Genomic DNA, 17000 nt, shown 5'->3' with positions numbered 1-17000 from the left:
TATTGGGTAGGTCTTGGTTGGCGATAATCATTGGCGGTGTTGCATCTTAGAGGTTTTTTTGCGATTACATAAGAAGAGATTGTTTGATAGCTTTTAATGACTTTCAATGACTTTCCATGACAAAAAAGATGCTTTGTGTTATCCCTTTAGACGGAAACCGGCTGCCTGTCGTCCGATTTCACGGAACCGAACACGGCCAGCTCCAAAATTTCGGCGATGTCGCGCGTCTGCACCGCTTCTTCCGCCTCCAGCAGCTTCGTGCCGTCTTCCATCATTGTCAGGCAGTACGGGCAGGCCGAGGAAATGACAGTCGGCTTCGTGGCCAGCGCCTGCTCCGTGCGGGCCAGGTTGACGCGCTTGCCCGCCGTCTCCTCCATCCACATCATGCCGCCGCCGGCCCCGCAGCACATGCCATTCTCGCGGCTGCGCTCCATCTCCAGCAGCGTGACTCCCTTGATGGCCCGCAGCACGTTGCGCGGCTGTTCATAGACGCCGTTGTAACGGCCCAGATAGCAGGAATCGTGATACGTGATGCGCTCCTCCACCTCATGGCGCGGAACGAGCTTCCCGGTCCGGACCAGCTCGTCAAGCAGCTCGCTATGATGAAAAACTTCGGCCTCCAGGCCAAATTCGGGATATTCATTTTTCAACGTGTTGTAGGTATGCGGACAGGCTGTAACGATCTTGCGCACGTTATATTTCTGGAATATGGCGATATTCTCCTCGCACAACTGCTGGAACAAAAATTCATTGCCCATGCGCCGCGGGGTATCGCCCGAGTTCTTCTCCTCGTTGCCGAGAATGGCGAAGTTCACGCCGGCCTCGTTCATCAGCCGCACGAACGAGCGCGTCACCTTGCGGCTGCGGTTGTCGTACGAGCCCATCGAGCCGACGAACAGCAGGATGTCGAAATCCGGGTTCTCCTTCACGGTCGGCACATGCAGCATGCCTTCGGGATCGACCTCGCGCACCCATTTGGCCCGGTCGCTGCGGCTGATGCCCCACGGATTCCCCTGGCGCTCGATATTTTGCAGCGCCCGCTGTCCGTCATGCGGCATGCTTCCCTGCGTCAGCACGAGATAGCGGCGCATGTCGACGATTTTGTCGACGTGCTCGTTGCCGACAGGGCATTGGTCTTCGCAGTTGCGGCACGTCGTGCAGGCCCAGAGCTCGGCTTCCGACATGACGTCGCCGATCAGCTCCAGCTCGCCCGGAGCGCGATCTGCCGCCGTCTGCCACGCCGTGGCTTGCGCCCGCATGGTCGGTCCGATGTCGGTCACGCCCTCCCCCTGCCACTCGCCGAGATCCAGTCCGTCCGCCCGCATGCCGTGCGTGCCGTTCGATGAGAACACGAAGGACGGAATCCAGGGCGAACGCGAGGTGACGGCCGCTCCCTTCTCTGTTAAATGATCGCGAAGCTTGACGATCATGTGCATGGGCGACAGCCATTTGCCCGTTCCCGCCGCCGGGCAGACGTTCGTGCAGCGCCCGCATTCGACACAAGCATACAAATCGATCAGCTGCTTTTGGGTGAAATCCTCCACTTTGCCGGCGCCGAATGATTCCGCTTCTTCATCCTCCAGATCCAGCTTCCGCAAGCGGCCGACAGGCTCGGTGCGGCGCAGCAGCAGGTTGACCGGAGCCGATAACAGATGAAAATGCTTGCTCTGGGGCACATAAACGAGAAATGCAAGCAATATAAGCAGATGCGCCCACCAGCACGCCATGTACAGCACCTCCGCGGCGGTCTGGGACATGCCTTGAAGCGGCATCGTGATGAGAGACGCAATCGGCGCGTAAGGCGAGAAGCCCTTCCCTTCGACAAGACGCTCGAACGCCATCGTCAGCAAGACCGACAGCATAAGCGAGAAGATGAAGAAGACGACGATGGACGGCTTCCATCCGCGCTTCAACCGATCCAGCTTCTCGCCGTACCGGCGGTAAGCGGCATATCCCATGGCGGCAAGCACCAGCGTCACCGTCACTTCCTGCAGCAGCACGAATGCCTCATAGCCGGGAATCGGAAGCGGGCGGCCGGACAATCCTTTATAAATAATATCCAGCGCACCGACTTGCAAAATGATGAACCCATAAAAAATGACAATGTGCATCAGACCGCTCTTCTTATCCTTGAGCAGCTTTGTCTGACCGAACACTTGAACCGCAAAGTCGCGCAAATTGCGCTTCGCGCGCCCGCCCCATTCCACCGGCTGCCCCAGCTTCACATACATATACCGGTGAATGACCGCTTTGGCGAACGCGTAGACGCCGAGTCCCGTGACGGCTAAAAACAGGACGAGCTGCACGATCGCTCCCGGCATCGGAACCATCTCCTTTCCCCTTTTGCAAATGAATGAACTCATCGCGGCAAGCGCTTTCAGCGCGCTCATACCGCTGCTCTTCCGCTGGGCGAATCCCCGGTTTCCGATCCAATCATTGACAAGGATCCGGTTCTATTTTATGATATCAGCAGAAAATGAATGAGCGTTCATTCATTCGTGATTCACATTTTAGCACCGAGGTGATTCCATGGCAAGTCAGAAAAAAGAAAAATATTCCCAAATCCTCGAAGCAGCGGTCAAAGTCTTCGCCGAACACGGATTTCACCGTTCGCAAGTTTCCAGGATTGCGAAAACGGCCGGAGTCGCTGACGGTACGATCTATCTTTATTTCAAGCGAAAGGAGGATATCCTTATTTCTTTGTTCCGCGAGAAGCTTGGCGAGCTGATCGGCAAGTTTCACGCGAGCCTCGAAGACACGACCGGAGCCAAGGAAGCGCTGCGCAAAGTGTGCGAAATTCACTTTACCGAACTGGGGAATAACCCGGACCTTGCCTTCGTCACCCAAATCGAGCTGAGGCAAAGCTCGCTCGAGCTGCGCAAAGAAATCGGTAAGATCATTAAGCCATACATTGTGCTCATTGAAAAAATTATCGTGCAAGGCATCGAAGAGAAAGTGTTCCGTGCCGATCTCGACGTCAAGCTTACCCGCCTGCTGATCTTCGGCTCCATGGACGAAGTCGTGACGTCCTGGCTTATTTCCGGGCAGAAATATTCGCTCATCGGCCAGTTGGATGGCATGGTCGGCTTCTTCCTCAAAGGACTGGAGGCCTAAGTTTTTTAGAGGTTTTGAAAAAGTCCGGTTTTCAACCTTTCGACTCTGAAAACCGCACTTTTTGAACTTTTTGAACCATGAAAGAAATACTTATAATTATCCGCCATGGGGAAAATCACCACGCGCGCTTCATCCCTTCATCCAGAATTGCACTTTCCACTTTCCTGCATGGTAATCAAGCGAAAGGGGCAATGAACGATGAATATCATCGTATTAGTCAAGCAGACATTCGATACGGAGGAAAAGATCGTCATCGAAAACGGCAAAGTCGTGGACGACGATGTCAAATTCGTGCTTAACCCCTATGACGAGTATGCGGTCGAGGAAGCGATTCGCATCCGCGATGATCAAGGGGGCAAAGTCACTGTCGTATCCGTGGGGTCCGACCGGGCAACCGAGGCCCTTCGCACCGCGCTCGCCATGGGCGCCGACGAAGCGGTCTTGATCAACGACGAGCGCATCGGCACGGACGAACATGCCGTCGCGCAAGCCTTGGCCGCCTTCGTCGGGACGGAATCCGCCGACCTCGTGCTGGGAGGCAACTTCTCGGTCGACAACGGCGCGGGCCAAGTGGCGGTGCGGATAGCAAAGCTGCTCGGCATTCCGCATGTGTCGGCCATTACGAAGCTGGAGATCGCCGACGGGCGCGCCATCTGCTCCCGGGATGCCGAAGGAGACACCGAGGTCGTGGAGCTGCCGCTTCCGGCGCTGTTCACCGCCCAGCAAGGGCTGAACGAGCCGCGCTATCCTTCGCTGCAGGGCATTATGAAGGCGAAGAAGAAGCCGCTTCGCGAGCTGACGCTGGACGATTTCGGCGTCACCGCCGAGGCGCGCACCGCGCAGGCGGAGCTGTTCCTGCCTCCGCAGCGGCAGGCGGGCAAGCTGATCTCCGGCGAGCCGGCGGCGCAGGCGCAGGAGCTGTTCCGGCTATTGCGAACGGAAGCCAAGGTCGTATAGCCGGTGTCTTGTTCAGGCTGGGCTGCCGTTAGCAGTAGGTAGCAGTACATGTTCAAAACGTTTTTTTGAGCAGACCCATATTCCCGAGGAGGCGGATATACTATGTCCAAAACGATTCTTGTCGTAGCCGAGACGAAAGGCGGCGTTCTCCGGCAGGTATCCTATGAAGCGATCAGCGCGGCCCGCATGGCCGCAGGCGATGGCGGCACCGTGGCCGCAGCCGTGATAGGGGCGGAGGCAGCGCGCTATGCAGCCGATCTGGCCCCCTATGGCGTGGATCATATTTATACCGTAGAGCATTCCGCTCTTATTCATTATCATCCGGAAGCTTATTTTGCGGCGCTGCAGGCCATCGTGCAGGAAGCGAAGCCGGATGGCGTATTCTTCGGCCATACCGCGCAGGGCAAAGATTTGGCTCCGCAATTGGCCGCCGCATTAGGCGCGGGACAGATCTCCGATGTCATCGCCATTGAGGCGGACGGCAGCGGCGAGCTGTTATTCACCCGCCCGCTGTATGCAGGCAAAGCGATGGAGAAGAAAAAGTTCCTGGCGGGCCCGTGGATTGTCACCATCCGGCCGAACAATATCCAGCCGCCGGCAGCCGAAGAGGGCCGGACCGCCCCGGTATCGGCCATCGCGTACCCCGAGCCGCCGCTGGCCGCCGTCATTCGCGAGGTGGTGCAGAACACGGCCGGCAAGATGGATTTGAGCGAAGCGAAAATCATTGTCTCCGGCGGCCGGGGCGTCCGCAGCGCGGACGGCTTCAAGCCGCTGGAGGAGCTGGCCGAGGTCTTGGGCGGCGCCGTCGGCGCTTCCCGCGGGGCATGCGATGCGGGCTATTGCGACTATGCGCTCCAAATCGGCCAGACCGGCAAGGTCGTCACGCCGGAGCTGTACATCGCCTGCGGCATCAGCGGCGCGATCCAGCATGTGGCCGGCATGAGCCAATCGCGCGTCATCATCGCGATTAACAAGGATCCGGAAGCGCCGATCTTCCAGATCGCCGACTATGGCATCGTCGGCGATCTGTTCGAGGTCGTGCCGCTTCTGACCGAGCAGTTCAAGCAGGCGCTGCAGGCGTAGCCATCGCCATATGAACAAGGGGCATTCGAGCCGACATGATGCGGCGGAATGCCCCTCTTATGATTGAGAGATATACTGCTGTAATATCCGCAGCGCCTTGGCAGCAGCTGCTTTGTGTCCTGAATCGCTAGCCCTTGCTATTTTCCCAGCCCGTAACCGAGAGCCGTCTTCGCCCCCAAGCCATATTCGCTTAATGTCTTCTCGACCATCTTGCGCACTTCGCTTATCTCTTGCTCTGCAAGCAACCCCTCTGCAGAACCAATGAAAATCGTAAACTTCGTCTTCGTGACCGCCGGAATGAAGATAGGGACGGGAGATATCGCATCCGTTGGCTGCTCCTCCCCTTTGGTTTCATAATAGCCTTTGAAATGTGGCGTCTGTACATCGAGAACGATCGTGTAAGATGGTGCAGGAAACGCATCAAAAAAAATAAGTTTCCCGGCCACAGCGTCCTCATTCTCAGCACCCGTGCCAAAGCATTTCACAAACAGAGCATCCTTCAGCGCTTCGCTTTCACTGCCTTCATGCCTCTCTTGAATCCAGCAATGGCGAACGGCTCCCTTCAAGGAACTGCTCGGGATATAAGGAATCCCATAGACGGGATGAAGCGTCATCAGCAAAATATTGCTATAGGGCGACAGCGCTCCGATGCCCAGCAACAGTTTGTCGGCAGGCTCATATTGCAATGGAGGAATCCCGCTGGGAAACTGTTGCGCAAACCGCTCCATCCGGTTGCGAAGGGACTTCAGGATCGTCTCAATAGTCGTCTTGCCACGCGATTGAAATTCCTTCTGCAAAGCAATATAACCATGCGGCTCAATCGAAACCTTACCTTTTATTATTTTTTTGCGAGGCAACCGATAGAGACTCAAGAATAGGTTATCGATTTTTGCATTTTTAATAAATTCCTCTGTATCCTTTGGAAGAAACCCTTTGCCATCATTATGGTTTTCATCTTTACGCTTTTCATCTTTATGACTTTTATGATTACGGTTATTCGACTGATCCCGCGTCACCTTCAATCATCCCTTCTGCAAAGCGTTTCATCCACATCACCAGACTCATCGTTTCTCGCGTCATCCGTTTGTAGCCGTCTCTCGATTGTTCGGTAATGGCCTTCATCAAAAAATCCGGATTCGGATTCTCGATCATTCCTTGCCTTTTCAACCACTCTGCGAGAACTATTAGCACCGCCTGGTGAGGACTGTCTGCCCCCTTCCCGTTTTTTTTGTTGCTTTTGGAAAATAAAAATCCGACGGCAGCTCCGAATCCGTTCGTATGTATCATGGCCGGCAATGCCCGAACCAGCGCCCGATACTCCTTGGCATAGTTCTTTTTCGCAGCCAGGTTAACTTTCTCATAGGCAAACAGCGCTCTGCCGTTTTCCAATTTATTGGACATCTGCCCCACCTCCGGGTACAAGCTGGCATGCGACAAAGCCCTTCCCTAAAGTCTGATTGGCTCCGATCTGGAATGTCGGCGGAATACATTCTTTCAATTGTTCGGCAAGCTCCGCAGCCTGTGTGCGTGGCGATGCAACCGTCTCTGCACCTTGCAGATGCCCGGATTGGGGTTGATACGCGTCCGCGATGAAGAGAAGGCTGTACAGGACGCTTTCAGACGGCAAGTACTCTTCATTAAATAATGCCCCGCCCTTGACTGTTCCTGAGTCATTATTTATCCTAATCCGAGTGACCACCTCGGTTGACATGCGGACAAAGTCGGAAAAATCATCATCCGACACCAGAATCGCATTCGTTTTTAGCCGATTCTGGAGCAACTCATTGCACGGCATGACCTTCAACAACCGATCCAGGAAAGCTCCAAAAGGCGCCTCATCCCCTTGCTCCTCCGCAACATCGTAAACATATTCCTCCAACATCACGGTTTTTTTGTTGTTGTCTTTCAGCACCAAGGCGCTTCCCTCTGCCACGAGGGGACAAGGCGTTAACGCAAAACGCTGCGCCAATTCGCCGATCCCCGCCAATTCCATATCATCGAAAAAACGGCGAAGCACCATCGGGCAGGTGACAAAGGCGAACACCCCTTTTGCTGAACGAACCGGGAAAAACAACAAGCGGGCGTCCGAGAAGGCGACAGCCGACGCGAACTTGTTTTCCGTATCCTCCCTGTTTTCCAAATCATCTGAACCAAATATTTGATCCATCGTACTCTTCTCGAAGCGATGCCGGGCAACACTTCTCAGGCTTCCTTTCAGACTGGATGCTTCGATCTTGGGAAAACCAGTGTGTCCTTCCCGTTGAATAGGCAGATCCACGACACTTAGCTCGCTGCCTCCGCCGGCATGCATAGAAGTCAATACATTCAAAAACATCGCTTTCTTTATTTTGTACACGGTATCATGCCTCCTTGTTCTTCTCCAATCCTACCAATCAGACTGTATCCGAAGCCTCTGTCGCAATAACGCAGCCGATCCCAGTTATCGTAGACAAACCCCAAGTTTTCCCGATAATCGCTAATACATTTTTGATGAAAAAGTTTGCTCGCATCCTCGAAGGTTCCGTCTACAATTTGAAAGAAATAAACGCTCCCGGCCGGAACCGCATAGCGCATTTCCCGAGGCTTCGACTTGAACTTGCCGTTATGCTCGAAAGTTCCGAAGCCGCCAACAGGCACATACCTGCCAACCGCAGCACTGAGCAGCCGCACCCTGATCCGGCGTTTTTTATAGGCAAACCACCCTTCCATCGTGGCCGGATCAATCCACCACGGAAGCCATCCCTGCTTAAAAATAGCCGGCGTAGCCAGGTAGAGCTTGAACAACCGTCCCGTATCCGCGACCGGGGGAAGAGAAAAACGCTGTTCTATCGGATAGAGGCTGGCTGTTTTCGATTCTCCGCCTATTTTAATAACCGTCGGGTGACTGATCGACAGCCCTTCGGCCTCCACGACGAGACTGCACTTGCGATTCTGTTGATCTGCGGGCCGCACCTTGTGAATGGAATACCATCTCCGATCACGAGCGGAGCCTGACGCAGGATCGATCTGAATTCCGATATGGCGTTCATCATGAATATAATCGGCTAGGGCTTGAACGGAGCAATTCCACTCCTTCCCTTCCAGATAAGCTTGCAGATCATTTTCGCTTATATATCCCCCGCCCCGAGGAACGACTTCCTTCGAAGCGGAAGGTTCTGCCGATAACCCCCATTCCAGAGGAGCGCTGCTTATCGGGGCTGGAGTCAGCCGCAACCGTTTTAGCAACCATTTCGAGCCCTCTTGCTTCCATACGACACTATCCAACGGCATTGGGAACAGGAACTGATTCCCTGTCATTAATCCGCTGAAGCCAATCTTGATTCGTCTTGCTGCTTTCTGATCGCTTTGACCCAGGGACAGTCCCCCTGTGCGCAAAGCTCCCGCATAGACGGATGGCAAAGGAGGGAATGCGCTTGATGCGGCATGATTCAGCCCTGCGTCAAAAGGTGCGCCATTTCGAAAAAACAGCGTATCTACCGCATCGATGGCATAGAACATGGATCCACCTCCCGTGATAAAAATGCCGTCATTTGCAACACCGGGATAAAGCGGGAAATGTTGGCGCCGAACGCCTGATACAGCGCATAAAATCGTTCCGTCTGCTGATCGCGCTCATCCCGTCCCATGCCCGGAGTGGCACGCTGATACGCTTGCCGAATCAGCACCCGAACGGCAGCATCCAGAGGGTGGTCGTCCTCGTCTTGCAACCGGGCGAGCATTCTGGATAAGTTATGGATAAACGCTTTGGAATCCTGCTTGTTCGTTATCGCGGCCAGCGCATGTTGCAAAACTTGCAGGTTTTCCCCTTTCTCGCCGAACTTATTTTTGATCGTGACATTTTCTCCACTGCGCTTCATCAGTTCAATCGCAAACGCATTTTTGGCCACCTTGCAGGCATCGCTAGACAACGCACATGAATCTTTGTCCTCATCAATCCCCTTAGCCAGCGATTCCAGTTCTCCCGTTCGGGCAAGAACCTCCTGAAGCGGCTGCATAAGATGGGCAATGGCAATGCCCGCCGAAAATGTTAAAGGCTTCGGGTGGCCCAAAGGAGCCCTTACCTGATGAGAAAACTCCTCGCGCAATGTCAATAGCGCGGAGAATAGCGTATCCAAAGGAAGGAAGCCTAAAAAATCTTCTCCGCCTGCATAGATGCAAATGCCGCGATGCTCGGCAATGATCGCCCTGACATTGGAAGCAAAATGACTGATATCCTGACTCAACTGCCGATGCGCAGCTCTATCCGCATAATCCTGGTACAATCTGCCCATGCCGTCGCCGTCAAATTTAACGAGAGCATAGTAGGGACTGATGCGGTACTGATTCTGTATTTCACGGTATAACTTTAGTGCGATGCCGATACTGTCCGGACTGTATTCTTCGATGGAAAGCGTCTGCCCATTTTGCAGATCAAAAAGCGCTTCCGATGCTTCATCCTTCAACCGTGCCAGCTTGTCCGCATAAGAAGAACCCAGTCGGCTCTGCAGAAGCATATAAGCGACCGATGAGATGTTCAACCGATACCCGCTTAACGCCGCCTTATCCCCGGCTTCAGGCTCAGTCAACAGATGGAGCATTCTCTTGACGAACGCGATGGCCGAGAGCCCTTCCTCCGGTTTGAGCGCATACATGCAAGCCGGGACGCTGGACACGTCCACCGCATGATCCGGCACTACAAAATCAGGAAGCTTGCCATCTCTTGTTCTCTTGATAAAAATGGCATTGTATTCCGGATAAATCGCGCATTTGCGGCCGTAAGGCTCATTGCTTTGCGTAAAGACGCGCAATCTTTTGATGTTATTTATGCTCTGGATCAACTGCTTATAAGATGATTCATATTGTTCAAGCGGTTCAAACACCCAATAAACTTCCAGAAACCGTTCTAATTGCTCTAGCGCCCAACGATTCGGCGTTACGCCCGCCCTGTGAAAAACACCCCGGCAAATGTCCATGAAACGATCCTGGACGTACCGGGCGAGCGTTCGTCCGAGCTTCTTTTGCTCCTCTGGACCGTAGCCCTTCACAATAGCGACAAGCCGGTTCGGTATATTCGTATCCTTGTGCCGGGAGGGAAAAATGATGTCCACATTTTCACTCTGCTTTTCCAATTCCTCTATCGCCCCGGATAGCAAATAAGATAGCAGGAAGCTTCCCGCATACAGATCCCTTGTTTTTCTGGATTGTTCGATCAATGATTTAACCGGACCGATCGTGAACAAAAACAATGCGTCGCTCAATAGTTTCCCCCCTCGATAATTGAGATGAATTTATCGCGCTCTTTATAATCGGTGTCAAAAGCACCGTTTTCTTGATCGTCTTTCTGATTGTCTTTTTGATAGACGGCCTTGACATACGTATACACTGGCAGCAGTATCTGATCGGCGGTTCGCGTTACACTGACAATGACAGAGGAAGCGAATCGTTCCTTACCGACGGCAAATCCTGTAGCGAATCTCTTCTTGAGCGGATTAAGTTTAAGCTCATTTATGCGATGAGTATGAGTTGCTCGGTCCACTGCTGCCAGAAATTTATCTATGTCCTTGATTTCCTTGCCAAGGATAATTTTTTCGATGACAGGGCGACAGAACCCGTTCAGATCAACCGTTTCAGCCGTTTCTATTGTATGATCGTCTATGACTCGATAGGAAAAACCGCCGCAAGCCGCACTGTTGGTGATGCCTGCTTTGTGGTTCCATTCGTTCAGTTTCTTGGCAATCCAAGTCAGCAACTTCTCCTTGGGGACACTATGTTGTTCATCGAGCGCGACACAACCTCTCCCCCGGCGGGTTCGCTTGCCCATTCCTCCCAATACAAGAGACAGGGCTATCCATTCCTTATATTCCCCGATGTCCGGATACTTCTTGTTATCCTTGTCATTGTTATGCCTTGTTCGGATCACAAGCTCAAAAGTGCCGCGCCGGAAACCGAACTGCCTATTTTTAGTTTCTTCTTTTCTATGTAACAAAAATTTTTGGCTAGTTGCCGGGAGCGTTGGCGGCTTGATCTGCAGCCGAACCGGAGAAGCAATTTTTTCAGCGTTGCCAAAATATTTCGATTCCAACTTATACAAGTTCTTTGTATCCGGCTCAAGAATCGCCGCTCTGAACATGTAACGCATAAGGCCCTTCAGTTCGGAAGGACGTAATTCGGTACGCTGGTTCCCATAACTGAACATGGGACTGATGATCGTACAGTTCAAAGTGCATGTCTTCATGGAGCAGCCTCCCCAACGCCTGCCTTGGCAGCCATCCATGTGTTCTTGTTAAACAAATCCACATACGCTTTGTGCGGAAACAGCATAGGATTATTGATCAGCATCAGAAGCTGGTTGAGCTGGAAGTTGAACGACAACAACGAGACTTCCTGTTGATCGCCGACAAAAACCCGATATTCATCCAGGGAATAGTTTGTTCTCCGTTTTTGTTCACTCGAATCGTTCTCGAACCCTGTTCCTTCATTAATCAAGCTTTCTCCCACTTCGGGATCACTATGGTTCAATGAATTAAACCATTCCTTTAGCGTGCATAGCTCATCATTACGATGGATCGAGATGCGGCAATGCTCCTTATCAGCCCGCAAGGCAAAATCGAACAGGCCGGCATTTTTAGACTGCTCTTCGCCCATATAACAATAAACAAGCAGTGGTCTTGTGCCTGTCTGGGTTGATTTATATTCATGATTTTCGGTGGCGATATAACTATGCATTCTCGCAATGGCATTGCGGGACGTCTTCAGATCTGTAATGCTCTCTTTCCATTTTTTCAAATTGTCATAGTTAGCCGATAAACTTTTGCACTCAACTGCTACCGCAACCGCTTCAATCGGAACAAATTTTAATTTCCCCTTGCGAAAAATATAGGGCGTATACGTTTCATCAAAGATGGCAAGATCGACCTCATTCGACACTTGTCCAAACGAGTCAATAATAAACACAGATTGTTCAACAACAAATTTGCGGGGAACAATCTGCTGAAAAAATTCCTTCCATATTTCTTCGCGAAATCCCCCAATTGAACTTCCATGCTGATGCTTGAAAAATAATTGACTCACCATGGAACGCTCGGTTTCGACATAGTTGTGAATAATGTCGTTTATCGTTTTGATCTCCGTTTCGGATTTACAGCGTTCTACTTCGGTCGGCATCCTTCTTCCTCCCATTCACACCTGAAATTTACTCATCGAACACTATTAGAATACCATATTGTGGAGAGAGTGAGAGTTGTAGTTGTCAATCTTTCGCTAAATTGTGACACATGAAAGAACAAGGAGCATTAGCCTTAAAAAATAGTCGGGAGAGAAGGAACCGATAACGTGAAACGATGAGATTCGACAAGTTCCGTACACAATGGAGGGAGAGGAGGAAAGCATCTAAGAAATGCGAAAAATCAACTAATTCAAAGGCTGTGGTAATAGCCGCGGATAAGTCGTCGTTCCGCAGCGAAGCGAAACCCATCCCGCTGGGGATGGGTTGATGGACAGGGTATTTAACGCGATATAAGAAATATTCCTTATAGGCACGGATAAGCGAAACCAAGGAAATAAAGCGATCACAAAAGAAGCCATTCCTGTAATGAAGTAATTTGAGCTTTAAACGAAAAAAGCGCCTCTAGTATACTGGGAAACGTTCCGCCAAAGAACACAACCCAATACGAAAAGAGGCACTCATCATGAAGCATAAGCTAAAACAGAAACAAAATCAACGTATCACAAGAATTACCGATTCGACGCTAGTCGTTGGTGCAGACATCGCCAAGAAAATTCACGTCGCACGTGCCGTGGATTTCCGGGGCATTGAACTGGGTAAAGATTGCGTGTTCCCTAACGACCAACAAGGATTAACGAAGCTAACAACGTGGATGAAGGAGCTTGGGCAAGCACACAGCAAGACAGACATTGTGTTTGGCATCGAGCCAACCGGACACTACTGGTTTCCGCTAGCGGCATATCTTCATGCGCAAGGCATTCAAATCGTCGTCGTAAATCCGCATCATGTCAACAAGAGCAAAGAGTTGGAGGACAACTCTCAGACGAAGAGTGACTACAAGGATGCTAAAGTCATCGCGGATCTTATTCGAAACGGGAAATACTCCGAGCCGAAGCTGCCGACGAAGGAGTATGCAGATTTACGAATCCTTATGAACCTGCGGGAGAAGGTATCTGCAAGCCTGACGCAAGTAAAAGGCCGCATTGGCCATTGGTTTGACCGGTTCTTCCCGGAATACAGCACCGTATGTAAAGACTGGGATGGCAAGACATCGCTCATGACGATGCGGTCGTTTCCGCTTCCATCGGACATCGTATCCAAGAGCGCTAGAGAGGTCTTGGCTCACTGGAAGACGGAAGTAAAGCGCGGCGTAGGCATCAAACGGGCAGAGAAACTGGTTGCCGCCGCTGCGGCCTCCATTGGGCTAACAGAAGGTTCGGCAGCCGCCCGAATCGAGCTAAGCACCTTGTTAGGGCAATTTGAATTGTTCCGTGAGCAGCTTGAAGGGATCATGAAAGAAGTGACGCAGATCCTTGAGAATATCCCTGGAGCAGAGCACATGCTAAGCGTGCCAGGGGTTGGAACGGTCACCGTAGCCGGTTTTCTGGCAGAAGTTGGAGATCTGAGCAACTATGATCATGGCCAGCAAATCATACGACTAGCAGGACTAAACCTGAAAGAAAACAGTTCAGGCAAACGAAAGGGAAAAACGGGAATAAGCAAGCGCGGGCGTTCACGCTTGCGTGCGCTGCTGTTCCGTGCTGTGATGCCCATGTTGGCCAAGAATGAAGCGTTTAAAACACTGCAAAAGCATTACACGAACCGAAGTCAAAATCCGCTCAAGAAGAAGCAGTCCCTCATCGCTCTGTGTGGAAAACTCATACGTGTTCTCCATACCCTGGGGACAAAGCAACGAGCCTACAATGCCGATGAAATGCTTGGCCCTGTTCGACAAAGCCAGATGCAGCTAGAGGCAGCTTAATCAGAAGAAGCAATAGCCTGTAATGTGTACAACAATGACAACGGAAGCACCGGAGAAGCCGACGAACAACATTCCATAAGGGCAACGACCCCGTAAAGGAGCAAGAATCGGCATCCCACCCCTTGAGAGGTAGAACGAAGGAATGTGAGGGCATAGACCCAGCGTGACATGGGAGGGTAAACCCCAGACGTGGAAATCCACTGTGCGATCATAATTCGACCCAAGTTTTGGAAAAACATTCCTAAGCTCTATTCCTGCCTACGCTCTTACTGGAAAAGGGACTATTAACACATTTGCTACCCTCGCCTCTCAATCTGTCAATTGTTGAAATATTAAGAATGAGCGAGAAAACAGGAGAAAATATTACTTTATAGTGGGAGGAGGACTAGAAAGATTATTGGGGCGGCTCTCGCAATAGAACCCCAATGACCGCTTCATCCCTTCAAACACCTATCATCTCCAACAACCGATTTTGTACCAAGCGATTAGAGCAAGTAAACACTCGTCAAGTCAGTTTAGCAAGGATTCACTTAGGACGTGACATTTACCCCTTGACGGTGCTCCGCCAGCGTTTAAAGATCAATCCACGCATCCGCATAGGATGCGACGACCGCCCGGGTTTTCATCGAGCGCATATGTCGGATTTCAATCCACGCATCCGCATAGGATGCGACACGCTACGGGCGAGCCGGTGCCGCCGACAGATGATATTTCAATCCACGCATCCGCATAGGATGCGACTTCCAAGTAATAACGCGGCAGAAGGTATTAGGAATTTCAATCCACGCATCCGCATAGGATGCGACCACGGCAGCGTGGGGGCTATTTTAATTGAGGGGATTTCAATCCACGCATCCGCATAGGATGCGACGGGCGTACGCGGGGAGGTATAAACATGTACATGTGATTTCAATCCACGCATCCGCATAGGATGCGACAGCGAAAAATAACACAAAACATACAAAAAAAGCTGTTTTATGGTTAAAAACTTCAAGAAAACAAATCAATTTAGATTCAACAATCAAAATAAATTAACTTTATTGGATAACATTTCAATAAAATTGGTGCGAATCTCCCGGGGATTTCATGTGCACTTCACATTCGCACCTGTCGTTAATGGACATGTCGCTCTTATTTCGTGTTTGGGCATCCCCTCTTACCATTCCTTTGCCCAGTATATCACAGGCAAACAAAGTATCCAACGAATCGGCCCGACTGACTCAAGAAGAAAGCAAGGTATCATAAGGATACGACACGGGACGAGCATGGTGTGGTTGTGGGGTTGAGCGAATTTCAATCCACGCATCCACATAGGATGCGACAAGCATGTGAGAATGGGGTAGCCAATCAGCTTAAATTTCAATCCACGCATCCACATAGGATGCGACAGCGAAAAATAGCACAAAACATACCAAAACAATCGTTTCTTGGTTAAAACTTTAAGAAAACAAATCAGTTTAGCTTCAATAAACCAAAATAAATTAACTTTGTTGGATATTATTTCAATACATTTGGTGCGAATCTCCCGGGGATTTCATGTGCACTTCACATTCGCACCGAAGTGGCCGTGCGAATGTCTCGGCCAACTTTGGCATGCTTCGCCACCATACTTCTTAGTATATCACGGACAAGTGTGCCAAGAAGATACTTTTATGCAGCCTGGCTATACGCATCTCCCCATCGAATCGATCAGGCTGCGGATCAGCCGCTCGTCGTGATGGGTAACTTTTCAGACAGTTAGAACATGCAGTATCTCATATCAATAAAGAAAAGAGTACATTCAGTCGGATATCCCGGCGTATGCCTGCTATGGTTAGCAAAAGCCTTCATAAAAATATCCGGCACTAATGCGACCCTACGTTAAAGCATGGAAGCAAAAAGGCCGCAAAAGGCCGGAAAGAACGGAAATTCGGGAGGTCCGCCTGGCCGTCATTACGGTCATATTCCCTTACGGGCCTCATTCAGGCATGCTCCCTGTCGCGAACCGAAAGCGCATCGGGCGAAGGTTCATAGACTTGCTCAAAAAAGCGGCTGGCGCCCGGGTGCAGCAAATCGTAGTAGTTCTGGAACAATTGATCCGCTTCCTTGCCCAGCCATACATCCGGCAGCAGCTCTTCAGGGAAGTCGGGATCGATGAACAGGAACTTCCGGTACTGATGGACCAGCTTTGTCTTCTCTACGAAGCAATAGCCGTCAGGCACGGCTTCCCCCTGCTCCGTCATCGCCCGCAATCTCTCATAGCTCGGACGGTACGCCTCAATGAACTCGGCGTAAGCCGCATTGATCTCATCGATGTCCCAGCACTTCTGCACCAGTTGTCCAGGCTCGCTCCAAGCGACATGGTCCGCCCTGAAAATTTCCACATATCCGGAAATCCCGCGAGATTCCACGATATCCCTCACCTTGTCGGTCAGATCATTCGGGCTAATCCAGGTGCTTGTCGTCAGCATGCCGAAGCCGAGCCATGCCAGCTCCTTGCGAAGCTGATCCCGTATCCCCCGCTCTTTCTCGGGAATGTTGTAGCTGGCAATGCACCACTTGCCGTCCCACGTATCCGTCTCCTGCTTATAGATGCGGGCCGCCGCCTCGTTCAAGCGCCGCTTGCCGCGCGGGGACATGGAATAATAGCTGCGGTTCCCCACTTTGCGCGACTCCAGCCAACCTTGGCGCAGCATCCGGGAGATGGCGGCCCGTACGGCCTGTTCGGTCAAGCCGAATTCCCCCATCAGGCCGGTCAGGCTCCCGACCCAGATTTCACTGCCATAATGACGTACATACTCGCCGTATATGGTAAACAGCATGGATTGCGGCCTCATGTTCACCACTCCTAGTCGTTCGTATGATTGCCAAATGCTGCATCTTTGTCAAATTGTATCACTT

Annotated in this window: 13 protein-coding genes and 1 CRISPR repeat array; of the genes, 4 read left to right on the top strand and 9 right to left on the bottom strand. The window is 51.5% G+C overall.

The window, feature by feature from the left end:
- Positions 1–146 precede the first annotated feature (146 nt).
- Positions 147–2321 (bottom strand): (Fe-S)-binding protein, encoded by a 2175-nt coding sequence (locus OCY70_RS25515; RefSeq protein WP_213427889.1) that lies wholly within the window; start codon positions 2319–2321, stop codon positions 147–149.
- A gap of 208 nt (positions 2322–2529) precedes the next feature.
- Between OCY70_RS25515 and OCY70_RS25510 the strand changes: the two genes are divergently transcribed.
- From OCY70_RS25510 to OCY70_RS25500, 3 genes are all read left to right on the top strand, one after another.
- Positions 2530–3114 (top strand): TetR/AcrR family transcriptional regulator, encoded by a 585-nt coding sequence (locus OCY70_RS25510; protein WP_213427855.1) that lies wholly within the window; start codon positions 2530–2532, stop codon positions 3112–3114.
- A 198-nt stretch (positions 3115–3312) separates the two neighbouring features.
- Complete coding sequence (locus OCY70_RS25505) at positions 3313–4071, top strand: electron transfer flavoprotein subunit beta/FixA family protein (protein WP_213427856.1); 759 nt, start codon at positions 3313–3315, stop codon at positions 4069–4071.
- A 102-nt stretch (positions 4072–4173) separates the two neighbouring features.
- Positions 4174–5154 (top strand): electron transfer flavoprotein subunit alpha/FixB family protein, encoded by a 981-nt coding sequence (locus OCY70_RS25500; RefSeq protein WP_213427857.1) that lies wholly within the window; start codon positions 4174–4176, stop codon positions 5152–5154.
- Positions 5155–5291: 137 nt separating this feature from the next.
- Here OCY70_RS25500 and cmr6 read toward each other — a convergent pair whose 3' ends face one another.
- Genes cmr6 through OCY70_RS25465 form a run of 7 tightly spaced genes read right to left on the bottom strand, consistent with a single transcriptional unit; the run spans position 5292 to position 12297 of the window.
- Positions 5292–6170, bottom strand: coding sequence for a type III-B CRISPR module RAMP protein Cmr6 (gene cmr6, locus OCY70_RS25495; protein WP_213427858.1), 879 nt, complete (start codon positions 6168–6170; stop codon positions 5292–5294).
- Complete coding sequence (gene cmr5, locus OCY70_RS25490) at positions 6148–6555, bottom strand: type III-B CRISPR module-associated protein Cmr5 (RefSeq protein ID WP_213427859.1); 408 nt, start codon at positions 6553–6555, stop codon at positions 6148–6150. Before cmr5 ends, cmr6 begins: the two co-directional genes overlap by 23 nt.
- A complete protein-coding gene (gene cmr4, locus OCY70_RS25485) occupies positions 6545–7489 on the bottom strand; it encodes a type III-B CRISPR module RAMP protein Cmr4 (protein WP_213427890.1) in 945 nt (314 codons plus the stop codon). The genes cmr5 and cmr4 overlap by 11 nt, the downstream gene beginning before the upstream one ends.
- Positions 7490–7497: 8 nt before the next feature.
- Positions 7498–8652, bottom strand: coding sequence for a type III-B CRISPR module-associated Cmr3 family protein (locus OCY70_RS25480; protein WP_213427860.1), 1155 nt, complete (start codon positions 8650–8652; stop codon positions 7498–7500).
- The gene (gene cas10 / locus OCY70_RS25475; RefSeq protein WP_213427861.1) at positions 8628–10391 is read right to left on the bottom strand and encodes a type III-B CRISPR-associated protein Cas10/Cmr2; all 1764 of its coding nucleotides are present in this window, start codon (positions 10389–10391) and stop codon (positions 8628–8630) included. Before cas10 ends, OCY70_RS25480 begins: the two co-directional genes overlap by 25 nt.
- Positions 10388–11368: a type III-B CRISPR module RAMP protein Cmr1 gene (gene cmr1, locus OCY70_RS25470; protein WP_213427862.1), complete on the bottom strand. Its 981-nt coding sequence runs from the start codon at positions 11366–11368 to the stop codon at positions 10388–10390. Before cmr1 ends, cas10 begins: the two co-directional genes overlap by 4 nt.
- Positions 11365–12297 (bottom strand): DUF6602 domain-containing protein, encoded by a 933-nt coding sequence (locus OCY70_RS25465; RefSeq protein ID WP_213427863.1) that lies wholly within the window; start codon positions 12295–12297, stop codon positions 11365–11367. The genes cmr1 and OCY70_RS25465 overlap by 4 nt, the downstream gene beginning before the upstream one ends.
- Positions 12298–12821: 524 nt before the next feature.
- Between OCY70_RS25465 and OCY70_RS25460 the strand changes: the two genes are divergently transcribed.
- Positions 12822–14120 carry an IS110 family transposase gene (locus OCY70_RS25460; protein ID WP_213427864.1) on the top strand — a complete coding sequence of 433 codons (1299 nt, stop codon included), beginning with the start codon at positions 12822–12824 and terminating at the stop codon, positions 14118–14120.
- A 576-nt stretch (positions 14121–14696) separates the two neighbouring features.
- Positions 14697–15058: direct repeats of the CRISPR family, unit length 32 nt; unit sequence ATTTCAATCCACGCATCCGCATAGGATGCGAC.
- A 1023-nt stretch (positions 15059–16081) separates the two neighbouring features.
- Here the strand turns inward: OCY70_RS25460 and paaX are convergent.
- On the bottom strand, positions 16082–16936 hold the full coding sequence (paaX, locus tag OCY70_RS25455; protein ID WP_213427865.1) for a phenylacetic acid degradation operon negative regulatory protein PaaX: 855 nt from the start codon (positions 16934–16936) through the stop codon (positions 16082–16084).
- Positions 16937–17000: the final 64 nt, after the last annotated feature.

Origin of the sequence: Paenibacillus melissococcoides (assembly GCA_944800085.1) — a bacterium.
Lineage (GTDB): Bacteria > Bacillota > Bacilli > Paenibacillales > Paenibacillaceae > Paenibacillus_B > Paenibacillus_B melissococcoides.
The sequence above is the reverse complement of the archived record's forward strand: the minus strand, read 5'-3'. Positions and strand labels throughout refer to the sequence as shown.

Coding starts and splice junctions, on each gene's coding strand:
- OCY70_RS25480 (WP_213427860.1), bottom strand. CDS start 8,652: ATGTTCTATGCCATCGATGCGGTAGATACGCTGTTTTTTCGAAATGGC.
- cmr1 (WP_213427862.1), bottom strand. CDS start 11,368: ATGAAGACATGCACTTTGAACTGTACGATCATCAGTCCCATGTTCAGT.
- paaX (WP_213427865.1), bottom strand. CDS start 16,936: ATGAGGCCGCAATCCATGCTGTTTACCATATACGGCGAGTATGTACGT.
- OCY70_RS25460 (WP_213427864.1), top strand. CDS start 12,822: ATGAAGCATAAGCTAAAACAGAAACAAAATCAACGTATCACAAGAATT.
- cmr4 (WP_213427890.1), bottom strand. CDS start 7,489: ATGTTTTTGAATGTATTGACTTCTATGCATGCCGGCGGAGGCAGCGAG.
- OCY70_RS25510 (WP_213427855.1), top strand. CDS start 2,530: ATGGCAAGTCAGAAAAAAGAAAAATATTCCCAAATCCTCGAAGCAGCG.
- OCY70_RS25505 (WP_213427856.1), top strand. CDS start 3,313: ATGAATATCATCGTATTAGTCAAGCAGACATTCGATACGGAGGAAAAG.
- cmr5 (WP_213427859.1), bottom strand. CDS start 6,555: ATGTCCAATAAATTGGAAAACGGCAGAGCGCTGTTTGCCTATGAGAAA.
- OCY70_RS25465 (WP_213427863.1), bottom strand. CDS start 12,297: ATGCCGACCGAAGTAGAACGCTGTAAATCCGAAACGGAGATCAAAACG.
- OCY70_RS25500 (WP_213427857.1), top strand. CDS start 4,174: ATGTCCAAAACGATTCTTGTCGTAGCCGAGACGAAAGGCGGCGTTCTC.
- OCY70_RS25515 (WP_213427889.1), bottom strand. CDS start 2,321: ATGCCGGGAGCGATCGTGCAGCTCGTCCTGTTTTTAGCCGTCACGGGA.